The organism is Pseudomonas sp. PvP027 (genome assembly GCF_017833005.1).
Lineage (GTDB): Bacteria > Pseudomonadota > Gammaproteobacteria > Pseudomonadales > Pseudomonadaceae > Aquipseudomonas > Aquipseudomonas congelans.
On the sequence record NZ_JAFIBK010000001.1, the window covers coordinates 3100282 to 3113156 of the forward strand.

Consider the following 12875-nt stretch of genomic DNA (forward strand, 5'->3'; position numbering starts at 1 on the left):
TCCTGTGGGCAATGAGCGCGATGATCAACCGTTGACGTTGCGCAACGGCACGACGGGGGTCGCACGTTTGCCTGCGTCATAGGAACGGTATTTGTGCTGCGTGGCGATCTGATCGGCGACGTGTTTGGCGTCGTGCCATACGCCCCAGATAAACGCGGAGCCGCGGCGTGACAGCCATGGCAGGCCGACGAAGTACAGGCCTTGCTCGCAGGACACGCCACGCTGGTGACGAGGTTTGCCTTTGCTGTCGAAGGCGTCGACCTGCAGCCAGCTGTAATCCAGGGCATAGCCGGTGGCCCAGATGATCGACGTGACGCCTGACTCGATCAGGTCCAGCTCGCTGAGCGGATGGGTGATGCACGGCGCATCCGCCACGCGTTCACGGGCCGACGGCTCCAGCGGCAGATCCAGGCCATTACGCGCGGCGTAGGCGTCGGCGGCATCGAGCAGCGACAGGTAGTTCGCGTCGCCACTGTCGAGGTTGCTCACCAGATCGTTCTGGAAGCGCACCTTGTTGCCGACGAAGCTTTCAGTGAGGCCCACGAGGTTCATTCCGGCCTGGGCCAGACGGCGGAAATCGACCGTGTAGCCTCCCCTTGCACCGCTGACCGCAATGGTCACGTGCTCCTTGCCGGGCTGCATGGTTTCACTGTCCCACAGCCCCAGCACACCCATCCACCAGCAGAAATCCCGGCCGCGATAGGCGCGTGGCGGACGGTCGTGAGGGCCGACCGACAAGTACACCTGGCGTCCCGAGAGCAGCAGCTCTTCGGCAATCTGCACACCCGAGGAGCCAGCGCCGACGACCAGCACGCCGCCCTCGGGCAGTTGTTGCGGATTGAAATAGTGTGCCGAGTGGATCTGATGAAGCGCCTCGTTAACGGGCGCTATCGGCGGGATGACCGGCTTCTGGAACGGCCCTGTCGCCGAGACCAGATGATTGACCACATAGGTGCCGGCACTGGTTTCGACGGTAAAGCCTGCACGCCCGGTATTGCGGGTAACGCGCTTGACCTCGACGCCGGTCTTGATCGGCGCGTTGAATGTGCGGGCATAGCGCTCGAAGTACTCGGCCACCTGCTCCTTGCCCGCGAACCCGTCCTGATCCATGGCGAATTCAAGGCCCGGAAACCGGTCATGCCAGGCCGGACCGTTGGCTACCAGCGAGTCCCAGCGGCCACTGCGCCATGCCTCGGCAACGCGGTGTTTTTCAAGCACCAGGTGCTCAATGCCAAGACGGCTCAGGTGTTCGCTGGTGGCCACTCCGGCCTGTCCTGCACCTACGACGAGCGTATCGATTTCTATGATTTTATCTGTCATCTCGGCATCCCTCGACAGGTGATTTACGGCGTGTTGACGTAAGAAAAATGAATGAAACCTCGACGCGCAGGCGCAAAAAGCCCTACGCCATCCGCAGACGCGCATCCAGTCAGTAGCAGGGGCGATCAGTCGACCAAAGAGGGGTCAGCCTGAATCATCAGCAGTTTCATTTCCTCGAAGTGCTGACGAGAGAAGTCCGTAATCTTCTGCCAGTCACGCGCGGTCTTCTCGGCGACATCGTCCGCCAGCACCTTGAGCGGCTGGCCGGTGGACCAGGCCGTCACCAGAATCTGGCAGGCGCGCTCCAGGGTCCAAATGTCATCGAAGGCCTCGCCGACGGTCGGCGCAGTCACGATCACACCGTGGTTGCCCATCAACAGACGGCTCTTGTCCTCCAGCAAACCGGCCAGTCGAGCGCCCTCGGCGGTCGTGTCGGCCATGCCGCCGTAAAGCTCGTCCACCGCGATGCGGTTGAAGTAGCGCGCGGTGTTCTGATCGATGGGCGGAATATGCGGCTTGGCCAGGCACGCCACGGCCGTGGTGTAGACCGGGTGCAAGTGCAGCACCACGCGCGCATCGGGCAGACGCTGGTGTACCTGCCCGTGAATGGACCAGGCCGTCGCGTCGACATCGGGGCGATGCGCCGCGTCGGCATCATCGGCGTCAAGCAGCAACAGGTCGCTGGCGCGCAGGCGCGAGAAGTGCTTCCACTTGGGATTGAGCAGAAACTGTTTGCCATCCGCCGAAATGGCGGCGCTGAAGTGGTTGGCGACCGCTTCATGCATCCCTAGATGGGCAATGATGCGAAACGTCGCGGCTAGGTCGACTCGCGTCTGCTCTTCGAAATTAAGGGCCATGCTAATTGCTCTCCGGTCGGAGGTGCCTGACGAACCTGCCAGGCACACTCTTGGGTTATCAGGGCTTGGGCATCAGGGCGGCGATGTCATCGGCTGTGGGTGCCTGGAACTTGTATTTCTCCAGCAGCGCGGCGTATTCCGGGGTCTTGCTGTACTTCTCAAGACCGTCTTCCAGGGCCTTGCGGACCTCGTCGTTGCCCTTCTTCACGCCAAAGCCGTTGAGCACCGGGTAGATCAGGGTTTCGGAAGAAATCACCACCCGGCTACCCAGCTTTTCGACCACGCCGCGCGCGACGGCTGCGTCAGTGATCTGCGCTTCGACAGCATGGGCCAGCATGGCCTGGGTGGTTTGTGGGTCGGTGCCGTATTCACTGATGGCGATCGGTTGCAGACCGTTCTTCACGCAGTAGTCGGTCGAGAGTTTCTGCAGTTGTTGCAGCCAGGAAGTGGCCGCCATGGAGCCGATCTTGTGGCCACAGAAATCTTCCGGAGTCTTGGGCTGATAGGCGCTGCCCTTGACCGACAGAATCGCCTCACCGCTTTTCAGGTAAGGAATCATGTCAATGACTTTCAGGCGGTCGGCGGTGATGTACATCGACGAGTTGGTGATGTCGAAACGTCCGCCCTGCAGCCCGCCGATCAGGTTGGGAAAGCGCGTGTCGATGTTCTCGGCCTTGAGCCCCATGACCTTTGCCAGGCCGTCGAGAAACTCGATGTCGAAACCGGCTGGGCGGTTCTTGTCCATGTACTCATAGGGGAAGAACGTCATGTCCGAGCCGGCAATGATCTTGCCGGGCTGCTGGAAGGCCGAAGCGCCAGACGAGGACATGGCGACCACCGCGCCCAGTAAAGCCAGGGCTACGGGACGAACAATCAGGGCTGACAGCTTCATAGGTATTCCTCGTGGAGTCATGGAGATCAGGCAACGGCGGCGTCTTTTCCGGCTTGCTGCACGAAAAATGAAGCACCCTTGGGTTTCTGCGGCAGGCGTATGTGATTCTCGGTGCTGCGCACCAGACCGCTCTCGTGGCCTGCGACCATCAACCCGGCATGCTCGCTGGGCAGCGGGTTCTCACCGAACGGCAATGCGTCTTCAGCGGCGTAGACGCTGATGAACAGCGTGCGCGGAAACTCGGTTTCATTGGGGCTTGAAGCATGCAACAGGCGTGTGTGCATGAAGCACACCGAGCCCGACGGGCCATAGCAGGCGACCGGCTGCTGGCAATGCTGTTCAACCACCGCGTCTTCCACGGCACCGGTGAAACGCTCGTTCTGCCAATGCGACCAGAGCGCGTGCTTATGGCTGCCCGGCGCGACATTCAGCGGGCCGTTTTCAGGGGTTACGTCGCTGATCATCAGCAGCGCCGTGACCAGGTCGTCATTGCTGTGCGGTGTGAAGAGAAAGTCCTGATGCCACTTCACCTGAGTCGCGGTGTGCGGCAGCTTGGAGTTGATCTTACTGTGATGAAAACGGGTGCCGTTGCCGCCGATCAGCTGCGCCGCGATGGCTGCCATGCGTGACTGGAACGCCGCGTGCCGGTAGGCCGGCGAGATCTCCGTAGGCGAAGCCACACGGCGCAGCGACGGATGATCCGGCCGATGATCGCTTTCGATATCGAAGCGCGGACGCCCGTCCTGAGTCTGCCCCCAGGCATGATTCTGACTGCGGCTGTCGTCTACCCACTGGTCAAAGTCCTGTTGCAGCGCTGCCACTTCATCGGCTGCCAGCACGCCCTCCACTACCAGAAAACCCTGCTCATGAAACTGGTCAATCTGCCATTGCTCGATCATGTTCTTCTCCTCTTCAACAAGGCCTCAGGCCAGTGAGACATCTTTAAGAAAGGCTTCAACGCGGGGGTGCTGGCCGTCGCGTAGCGCCTGGGGTTTGTCATCGCAGATCACGCGTCCCTTCTCCATAAAGACGATGCGGTCAGAGACCTTGAAAGCGAAGTTCATCTCATGGGTCACGATGACCATCGTGATGCCTTCCTGGGCCAGGGTTTCAATGACCTGCAACACCTCGTTGACCTTCTCCGGGTCGAGCGCCGAGGTGGGCTCGTCGAACAGCATGATTTGCGGGCGCATCATCAGGGCGCGAGCGATGGCGACACGTTGCTGTTGGCCACCCGACAACTGATGCGGGTATTTCCAGGCGTGCTCCAGCATCCCCACCTTGTTCAGCAACTCGTAGGCCTGCTGTTTGAGCTCGGGTACTGGCGCCAGGCGGTGATAACGCGGGGCCAGCAGCAGGTTGTTCAACACCGTCAGGTGCGGAAACAGGTTGAAGCTCTGAAACACCATGCCGATGTTCAGGCGGTAGGCGGCGTTCTCCACATAACGCGGCTTTTGCGCGCCTTGGCGAACAAGGTGAATGAACGGCTGGCCGTTGATCTTGATGTCGCCGTTGTCGATCTGCTCAAGGCCGTTGAGCAGACGGATCAGCGTGGTTTTGCCCGACCCCGAGGGGCCGATCACCGACACCACCTCGCCGGAATTGATCTGCAGGCTGACCGCACCAAGCACCTCGATGTCGTTGTACGCCTTGTGCAATCGGGTCGCTTGCAATGCCGGCCCTTCGAAGTCGATCACAGGACGAGCGACAACTGACGATTTGCGGCTGGCCAGCTCGAGCAGTTCGGCATCTGGTGTGCGGGTGACCTTGTGCTGCGTGACGTCCAGATAACGTTCCAGGCGTTTGAGCAGGAAGTCGAATACAGTCACGATCAGCACGTAGTAGAACGCCACGGCCGCCATGGTTTCCATCACCAGAAAGTTCTGCGAATACAGGCGCTGACCGACCATCAGGATCTCGGTCAGGGAGATCACTGAAACCAGCGAACTGAGTTTGACGATGGAGATGTATTCGTTGGTCAGCGACGGCAGCGCCACACGCAGCGCCTGCGGAATCACGATGCGCCATTGCGTACCCACGAAGCGCAGGCCCAGTGCCCGGGCTGCTTCGGTCTGGCCCTTGGCGATGGACAGCAGGCCGCCGCGATGAATTTCCGCGACATAGGCCGTTTCGCACATCACCATGGCAATCAGGCCGGCCCAGAACGGGTTGGCCAGCACCGCCGAGGTGGCGGGCACGGCCTGCGGCAAGTTGTAGACAAAGATCAGCAGTACCAGTAACGGCAAACTGCGAAATAACCAGATATAGGCTTTGGCCGGCAAGTTGATCAGCGGCAAAGAGGATTGTTTGGCCAGCGCAAGAATAAAACCCAGAACAATACTGATGACCCAGGTCAATACACTGAGTTGAATGACCGTCCAGGTGGCCATCCAGAACTCCGTATCGCTGAACAGGCCAAACATGTATTTCCAATCAAACGTCATTGTCGGCTCGCTCGGCAAATTGAATAGTGATGGGCGACGTCCTGTTGAAGTTGAAACGGGACGCTGTCCGTTTGCCCTTCTGAAGCCATCATGATTGATGCCAGGTCCGGCAGCCAAATAGTAAGTTTTGGCCCGCAGCATAGGAAAATCCTAAGCAGATACGCCTGTCTTCATCTTCAGAGCAGCAGCGCGTTAAAAAGAGTGAGTGATACTTTAGTGTCACGCCGAGCTGACTGCACACTTTTAGGGCGATTGAATAACGCGGCAGCGATAATCGCTCGCAATAGGTGCGCCGCCCGCATTTGCGGGCTTGTTTGGCAAAAGTCTATTATTTCGGGTGCAGCTGAATGACCATGGCCAGCGGCGGACATCATCAGGGCCCGGCGATTCCGGCAAGGCGCGAGCGGCTGGCACGCTCCTCGCTATGCATAGGTAAAAGCTATTCAAGTGCAGCCGTCAAGGGTCGGCTCATCACGAGGTATCACGTGGCTCACTTCACATTGAAACAGCTCAAGTATTTCGTGACAGCCGTCGAAATGGACAGCATTGCCGAAGCCTCGCGGCAGTTGCATATTTCGCAGCCGTCTATTTCTGTCGCTATCAAGAACCTCGAAGAAGCTTTCAATCAGCCGCTGTTTGTGCGCCACCACGCTCAAGGTGTTTCCCTAACTTCCGGTGGCGGGAAAGTGTATGAAAAAGCCAAAGAGTTGCTGCGACTTTCCGAAGAGCTTGAACAAAACTCCCGGGCAGAAAACAAACACGTCTCCGGCACTATCGCCATTGGCTGTTTTGAATCGGCCGCGCCGCTTTATATGCCCAGACTGGTGGCCGGTTTCAAGCGTTTATACCCGGACGTCACTATTCAGCTCTACGACGGCGAGCAGCATGAACTGATGCACGGGCTGCACCGTGGGCGCTTCGATCTGGCGTTTCTGTACGACCTGGAACTGGGAACCACGATCAACAAAGAGGAACTGAATGCACCGCACAAGCCGTATGCGCTACTGCCGGCAGCCCACCCTCTGGCGACGAAAAAAACCGTGACCTTGCTGGAACTGAGCCGCGAGCCAATGATCCTGCTCGACGCCGTGCCCAGCAGGACCTACTTCATCGATATCTTCACGGAAAAGGGCTATACGCCGGTGGTCGCGTACAGCTCGCCATCAATCGAAATGGTGCGCTGCATGGTCGGTCAGGGCCTGGGGTTTTCGGTGCTGGTCACGCGTCCCAGAACCAACATGACCTACGACGGTGAGCTGCTGGCACAGCTCGATATCGAAGACGACATGCCCGCTTCCACCCTGGTCATGGCCTATCTGCGCAACAACCAGCCAACCCGTGCGACGCGCCTGTTCATGGATTATTGCCGGACCATCGAGCTGGCACCGCCTTCAGCCTGAAGGCGCTTACGAATCGCGCAGCCGATAAAGCCCTCAGCCATTTCTGGCCATCACATCACAAATTATCCAGATGAAGGAAAAGTCCCACATGACTTGCCGAAGGGCCGCATTGCGGGTCGTCGTAACGGCAAATAAAGTATTGCGTTAACGAATAACGTTAAGCTTTAATCATGATTGTGAGCTTTAAATGTATGCACACGAGATCGCTATTTTTTCATGGTAATACGCGGTTATGGCCGTCAATCAAGTCTGTTGCCGAGCGCAAGCTTGCAATGCTTGATGCTGCTACCTCGACGCTGGATCTGCGTTCTCCGCCTGGTAACCGACTGGAGGCGCTCGATGGAAGTCGTTCTGGCCAATACAGCATCCGTATAAACGCTCAATTCAGGATTTGCTTCGTCTGGGGCACCAACGGCCCCGAGGATGTGGAAATTATCGATTATCACTGAGGTACCCCCAATGACCAAAAACGGAATGCGCCCAGTCCATCCAGGCGAGGTTTTGAAAGAGGAATATCTTGAGCCGATGGGGCTGACCGCTGCAGCTCTGGCCAGGGCCCTCAACGTGTCGACGCCGACGGTGAACGACATCGTGCTCCAGCGCAGAGGCGTGAGCGCTGATGTGGCGCTACGTCTTGCTGCATGCCTTGAGACGAGCGCCGAGTTCTGGCTGAACCTGCAACTCACTCACGACCTGCGCAAGACAGAAATGGAAAAGGGCGCCCGGATTCGCGAGCAGGTCAGGTGTCTGGCCCGCTGTGCATGATGGTGCTCAGCGCTGCTGCGCATTGAGAGCAAAACAGGGAAACGCCTTATTCGGCTTTTTCAGTCCCCGCAGCCCCGCCAGCCTTCTCTTCCAGCTCGGCCATCTTGGCCTCCAGCGCTTCCAGGCGGGCGCGGGTGCGGGCGAGGACGGCCATCTGGCTGTCGAACTCTTCACGGCTGACCAGATCCAGTTTGCTGAAGCCACTTTGCAGCAGGGCCTTGAACTGGGTTTCGAATTCGCTGCGCGGCAAAGGCGTTTCGCCATTGAACAGGCGAGAGGCGTGGCCGCTGAGAGCGTCAAGAAAGGCTTTGGGCGCGAGCATGGTTATTTTCCTGAATCAGAGGCCGGCAGTGTAACACGCAGTGTCTATAGTCAATCCCAGGTGCGCAATGCACGCTTATGGAGCGCAGTGACGGGCACATGAGCACCATTGCTGTGCATTGGCTCCATGATGGACCCTGCAAGGTTGTGCAAAAACAGCCCAAGGGCCTGTATTCAATGAATATTCGCGAGATGGCAAGCTTTCTGCTTAGTGGCTTATGACCCATGCACTGATGCAGTCGCTGTGACGAATGCAGTGCGGCAGGCGGAGCGGGGAAGTGTTTCGTCAGAAGCGGTTTTCTGGAGTTGGTCTGGCCTGATCAGGCGGCCGACACGTTACAAAGCCAGACACTGCGCTTAGACTTGAGTCGGGTTTGTTTTCCTGGGGCAAGTCCACCAAATTCGGGAGAAAGTTTTCATGAAGCTAGTCACTGCCATCATCAAGCCGTTCAAACTGGATGACGTGCGCGAGTCGTTGTCTGAAATCGGCGTGCAGGGCATCACCGTCACTGAAGTCAAAGGCTTCGGGCGTCAGAAGGGTCACACTGAGCTTTATCGCGGTGCTGAATACGTCGTCGACTTCCTTCCTAAAGTGAAGATCGATGTCGCCATCGATGACAAGGATCTGGATCGTGTCATCGAAGCCATAACCAAGGCCGCCAACACTGGCAAGATCGGTGACGGCAAGATTTTCGTGGTCAATCTGGAACAGGCCATTCGCATCCGTACCGGCGAGACCGATACAGACGCTATTTAAGCCGCCAAACCCAACGCCCCAGGAGAAAACAATATGACTCTGCGTCAATTCGCAGGGCTCGGTGCCCTGTTGTCCCTCGCATTACCTGGTCTTGCCCTGGCGGCTGACCCAGTGGCCGAGCCGGTGCTGAACTCTGGCGACACTGCATGGATGCTGACCTCGACCGCGCTGGTCCTGTTCATGACCATCCCCGGTCTCGCGCTGTTCTACGGCGGCATGGTTCGCTCCAAGAACATTCTGTCGGTGATGATGCAGTGTTTCGCCATCACCGGTCTGATCAGCATCCTGTGGGTCGTTTACGGCTACAGCATCGCGTTTGACACAACCGGCATGGAAGCAGGCGTCGTCAACTTCAATTCCTTCTTTGGCGGTATGGGTAAAGCGTTCCTGGCAGGCATCACGCCGGCAAGCATTACCGGTCCTGCTGCATTGTTCCCTGAAGCGGTGTTCGTCACCTTTCAGATGACCTTCGCGATCATCACCCCTGCCCTGATTGTCGGCGCTTTCGCAGAACGCATGAAGTTCTCCGCGATGCTGGTGTTCATGGGTATCTGGTTCACTCTGGTCTACGCGCCAATTGCCCACATGGTCTGGGGCGGCGTCGGTGGCTTGCTGTGGGACTGGGGCGTCCTGGACTTCGCTGGCGGTACCGTCGTACATATCAACGCCGGTGTAGCCGGTCTGGTAGCGTGCCTGGTACTGGGCAAGCGCAAAGGCTTCCCGACCACGCCGATGGCGCCGCACAACCTGGGTTATACCCTGATCGGCGCAGCGATGCTCTGGGTCGGCTGGTTCGGTTTCAACGCCGGCTCCGCCGCTGCGGCCAACGGCACTGCCGGTATGGCCATGCTGGTCACTCAAATCGCTACCGCGGCCGCCGCACTGGGCTGGATGTTCGCAGAGTGGCTGACCCACGGTAAGCCAAGTGCTCTGGGTATCGCTTCGGGTGTGGTTGCCGGCCTGGTTGCCGTTACCCCTGCGGCCGGTACCGTCGGCCCGATGGGCGCGCTGATCATCGGTCTGGCAGCAGGCGTGATCTGCTTCTTCTGCGCGACCAGCCTCAAGCGCAAGCTGGGCTACGATGACTCCCTGGATGCGTTCGGCGTTCACGGCATCGGCGGTATCGTCGGCGCGATCCTGACCGGTGTGTTCGCAGCACCTGCACTGGGCGGCTTCGGCACCGTAACTGACATCGGTGCTCAGGTCTGGATTCAGTTCAAGGGCGTCGCGTTCACCGTGGTCTACACCGCAATCGTGACCTTCATCATCCTCAAGGTGCTGGATGCGGTCATGGGCCTGCGTGTCACCGACGAGGAAGAGTCTGTCGGTCTGGACCTCGCTCAACACAACGAGCGCGGCTACAACTTGTAAGCTTCGGCCTACGCAAAAAAGAATGCCCGGTCTCCGGGCATTTTTTTGTCTGACGTTTGTGGATATACCGCCGTTTTTTGCTGTCATTGATCTTGCCCGTGTCAATGATTTCGGCACCGTGACGCAGCGCAGGTAACGAGGTGGCGACAGTCTTCGTCAACTTGCAGGGAAGCCGGTTTATTGCGCGCTTTGCTTTTTTCTCAGTCGAGTTAGAATGCGCGCCGAAGGTGCGGAGAACGGTATGTGGCATCAATCCAGGATTGCCTTGCGGGCTAGGCCACGCGGGTTCCATCTGGTGACTGACGAGATAGTCGCGGGGTTGCCCCCGTTGCGCGGTTGTCGTGTCGGGCTACTGCATGTATGGCTGCAACATACCTCGGCTTCGTTGACCATCAACGAAAATGCCGATCCGGCGGTACGTCGCGACTTTGAGCGTTTTTTCAACCATCTGGTGCCCCAGGGCGTGGATGGCTACGAACATGACGACGAAGGCCCTGATGACTTGCCAGCGCATTTCAAGGCCAGTCTGCTGGGCTGCCAGTTGCTGTTGCCGGTTACGGCAGGGCGACTGGCGCTGGGCACCTGGCAAGGTATTTACCTGGGCGAACATCGAGACGCTGGTGGGTCTCGTAACGTCTTGGCCACCCTTCAGGGTGAGTGGACATAACCGCTGAGATCAGCGGTTGTTGAATTTTTCCGGTTGCCTTAGCAATTTTGGGCGGTTGGGCTATAACTAATCAGCTTTCGCAAGTCATGAGGTAGAACATGAGCGACGACGACGATACTAACGACGACCTGGTAGACGACCTGGAAGGCGAAGAAGACGGTGAGGAGCTTGCAGCTGCTCCCGGAGACGACCCGGTCGAAGTAGACGATGACGTTCCGGCACCTGCCGCGAAAGGCAAGGCAAAGGCTGCAGTCTCGGTCGATGAACTGCCTAGCGTGGAAGCCAAGAACAAGGAGCGTGATGCTCTGGCACGTGCCATGGAAGAATTCCTGGCGCGTGGCGGCAAGGTGCAGGAAGTGGAGGCCAACGTGGTCGCCGATCCGCCCAAGAAGCCTGACAACAAATACGGTAGCCGCCCTATCTGAGGCTGCATGACTGTATGAGAAAAGCCCGCCGTCGCTGCGGGCTTTTCTATGCGCGCCTGTCAGTGAGCTTTCAGGCCCAGCGCGCCAGCACCTCTGGCAGTTGCGACAGGTTGTGGATCTCGGCATCCGGCAGTCGATCCGCATCCCAGGCCTTGCCTTGCGGGTTGTACCAGATGGCGCGCATGCCAGCCTGCTGGGCACCTGCGATGTCGTCCCTGGGGTGGTCACCGACATGCACCGCCGAGCCGGCATCGACCCTTGCGCGGCGCAGCGCCTCCACGAACGGTGCCGGATCCGGCTTGCCGATACCCAGGTCCTCGGCGCACAGCGCGAAGGCAAAGTAGTCCGCCAGCCCCAAACGACGCACATCGGCATTGCCATTGGTAATCACGCCGAGCATGAAGTCCTTGGCGAGAATTTCCAGCATCGGTTGCACCTCAGGGAAAATCTGTACCTGATGGCGTCCCTGCAGGAAGACTTCAAAGCCCCGGTCGGCCAGGTCCTGCGCCTCGTCCGGGTCGTAGCCGGCATCTTCGAGCGCATGGAACAGTACGCGGCGTCGCAAGGCGCTGATGCGGTGTTTGAAGGACGGGTCTTCGGCCACCAGACGCGAGCGGATTTCCCACAGGTGCTCGACAGGAACCGCCCCCAGCCTGGGCGCGTGTTCGCCCAGCCAGTCACGCAGTGTGACCTCGGCACCGGCAATGGCAGGGGCTGTGTCCCAGAGCGTGTCGTCAAGATCAAACGTCACCAGCTTAATCATCTGCAGCTCCTTTACGTTTGGCTCGGGGATGGGCGCTGTCATAAACAGTAGCCAAATGCTGGAAGTCCAGGTGCGTGTATATCTGCGTGGTCTTGATATCCGCATGACCCAGCAGCTCCTGCACGGCGCGCAAGTCCTGTGACGATTCAAGCAGATGGCTGGCGAAGGAATGCCGCAGCATGTGCGGATGCAGATTCTGCCCCAGTTCCCGCTCACCGGCCGCCTTGAGTCGCACCTGAATCGCACGCGGGCCAAGGCGCTTGCCTTGCTGGCTGACAAATACCGCGTCGTCCTGCGGATTGGTCAGCGCGCGTAACGGCAGCCAGACTTCCAGTGCCTGACGCGCCTTGCTGCCCACCGGCAATACGCGGGTCTTGCTGCCCTTGCCCAGCACCTGCACCAGCCCGTCGCGCAGGTCCAGCTGGTCCAGATTCAGGCCGGTCAGCTCGGACAGGCGCAGTCCTGACGAGTACAGCAGTTCCAGGATGGCTTGGTCACGGTGCGCCAGAAAATCATCTTCAACGCCGCCGTCCAGCAATTGCGCGGTGCGGTCGGTGTCCAGGGTCTTGGGCAGGCGCCGCTCACCCTTGGGCGGTGACAGTCCGTTTGCCGGGTCGTGCTGGCAGATACCTTCGCGATTGAGGTACTTGTAGAAGCCGCGCACCGCTGACAGCATCCGCGCCAGACTGCGTGAAGACTGGCCCTGCTGATGCTGGCGGGCAGTGAAGCTGCGCAGGTGCTGAATATCCAGGTCACTCCAGCTCGACAACTGTGCCTTCTGGCAATACGCCAGAACCTTGCCGAGGTCGCGTCGGTAGGCTTCCAGCGTATGGGGCGACACCTGGCGCTCACTGCGCAGGTGCACGCAGTAGGCGTCCAGATGCTGTTCCATG

General features: G+C 59.1%; 15 protein-coding genes. 7 read left to right on the forward strand and 8 right to left on the reverse strand.

Annotation, left to right across the window (positions count from 1 at the left end; translation table 11 throughout):
* Positions 1-24: 24 nt before the first annotated feature.
* The 5 genes from JOE33_RS13090 to JOE33_RS13110 form a co-directional block, all read right to left on the reverse strand.
* Positions 25-1320 carry an NAD(P)/FAD-dependent oxidoreductase gene (locus JOE33_RS13090; protein WP_032614165.1) on the reverse strand — a complete coding sequence of 432 codons (1296 nt, stop codon included), beginning with the start codon at positions 1318-1320 and terminating at the stop codon, positions 25-27.
* A 125-nt stretch (positions 1321-1445) separates the two neighbouring features.
* Positions 1446-2177 (reverse strand): class II aldolase and adducin N-terminal domain-containing protein, encoded by a 732-nt coding sequence (locus JOE33_RS13095; RefSeq protein WP_010438598.1) that lies wholly within the window; start codon positions 2175-2177, stop codon positions 1446-1448.
* A gap of 58 nt (positions 2178-2235) precedes the next feature.
* Positions 2236-3069, reverse strand: coding sequence for a transporter substrate-binding domain-containing protein (locus tag JOE33_RS13100; protein ID WP_032614166.1), 834 nt, complete (start codon positions 3067-3069; stop codon positions 2236-2238).
* Between the two features lie 26 nt (positions 3070-3095).
* Complete coding sequence (locus tag JOE33_RS13105) at positions 3096-3968, reverse strand: phytanoyl-CoA dioxygenase family protein (RefSeq protein ID WP_096125225.1); 873 nt, start codon at positions 3966-3968, stop codon at positions 3096-3098.
* A 24-nt stretch (positions 3969-3992) separates the two neighbouring features.
* Positions 3993-5513 carry an amino acid ABC transporter permease/ATP-binding protein gene (locus JOE33_RS13110; protein ID WP_010438604.1) on the reverse strand — a complete coding sequence of 507 codons (1521 nt, stop codon included), beginning with the start codon at positions 5511-5513 and terminating at the stop codon, positions 3993-3995.
* 536 nt (positions 5514-6049) lie between these two features.
* Here JOE33_RS13110 and JOE33_RS13115 point away from each other — a divergent pair.
* The 3 genes from JOE33_RS13115 to JOE33_RS13125 all read left to right on the forward strand — a co-directional run bounded on the left by JOE33_RS13115 (position 6050) and on the right by JOE33_RS13125 (position 7678).
* Positions 6050-6913, forward strand: a complete 864-nt coding sequence (locus JOE33_RS13115; RefSeq protein WP_050549171.1) for a LysR family transcriptional regulator — start codon at positions 6050-6052, stop codon at positions 6911-6913.
* A 170-nt stretch (positions 6914-7083) separates the two neighbouring features.
* On the forward strand, positions 7084-7362 hold the full coding sequence (locus JOE33_RS13120; protein ID WP_187626094.1) for a type II toxin-antitoxin system RelE/ParE family toxin: 279 nt from the start codon (positions 7084-7086) through the stop codon (positions 7360-7362).
* A gap of 10 nt (positions 7363-7372) precedes the next feature.
* Entirely contained in the window at positions 7373-7678 is a 306-nt protein-coding gene (locus JOE33_RS13125) for a HigA family addiction module antitoxin (RefSeq protein WP_010438608.1), read from the forward strand.
* A 46-nt stretch (positions 7679-7724) separates the two neighbouring features.
* On the opposite strand, the gene JOE33_RS13130 is transcribed toward JOE33_RS13125, so the two are convergent.
* Positions 7725-8000, reverse strand: coding sequence for an accessory factor UbiK family protein (locus JOE33_RS13130; RefSeq protein ID WP_187626093.1), 276 nt, complete (start codon positions 7998-8000; stop codon positions 7725-7727).
* A gap of 417 nt (positions 8001-8417) precedes the next feature.
* Here JOE33_RS13130 and glnK point away from each other — a divergent pair, with 417 nt between their 5' ends.
* The 4 genes from glnK (at position 8418) to sutA (ending at position 11219) form a co-directional block, all read left to right on the forward strand.
* Positions 8418-8756, forward strand: a complete 339-nt coding sequence (glnK, locus tag JOE33_RS13135; protein ID WP_002555808.1) for a P-II family nitrogen regulator — start codon at positions 8418-8420, stop codon at positions 8754-8756.
* Between the two features lie 33 nt (positions 8757-8789).
* Entirely contained in the window at positions 8790-10127 is a 1338-nt protein-coding gene (locus JOE33_RS13140) for an ammonium transporter (RefSeq protein ID WP_003344468.1), read from the forward strand.
* Positions 10128-10368: 241 nt separating this feature from the next.
* Positions 10369-10794 carry a secondary thiamine-phosphate synthase enzyme YjbQ gene (locus tag JOE33_RS13145; RefSeq protein ID WP_096140143.1) on the forward strand — a complete coding sequence of 142 codons (426 nt, stop codon included), beginning with the start codon at positions 10369-10371 and terminating at the stop codon, positions 10792-10794.
* A gap of 98 nt (positions 10795-10892) precedes the next feature.
* On the forward strand, positions 10893-11219 hold the full coding sequence (sutA, locus tag JOE33_RS13150; protein WP_003408329.1) for a transcriptional regulator SutA: 327 nt from the start codon (positions 10893-10895) through the stop codon (positions 11217-11219).
* Positions 11220-11289: 70 nt separating this feature from the next.
* Here the strand turns inward: sutA and JOE33_RS13155 are convergent, their stop codons facing one another.
* Together JOE33_RS13155 and xerC are read right to left on the reverse strand one after the other, a co-directional pair.
* Positions 11290-11982: an HAD family hydrolase gene (locus JOE33_RS13155; RefSeq protein WP_010438619.1), complete on the reverse strand. Its 693-nt coding sequence runs from the start codon at positions 11980-11982 to the stop codon at positions 11290-11292.
* The gene (xerC, locus tag JOE33_RS13160; RefSeq protein ID WP_054994028.1) at positions 11975-12874 is read right to left on the reverse strand and encodes a tyrosine recombinase XerC; all 900 of its coding nucleotides are present in this window, start codon (positions 12872-12874) and stop codon (positions 11975-11977) included. Before xerC ends, JOE33_RS13155 begins: the two co-directional genes overlap by 8 nt.
* Position 12875: the final 1 nt, after the last annotated feature.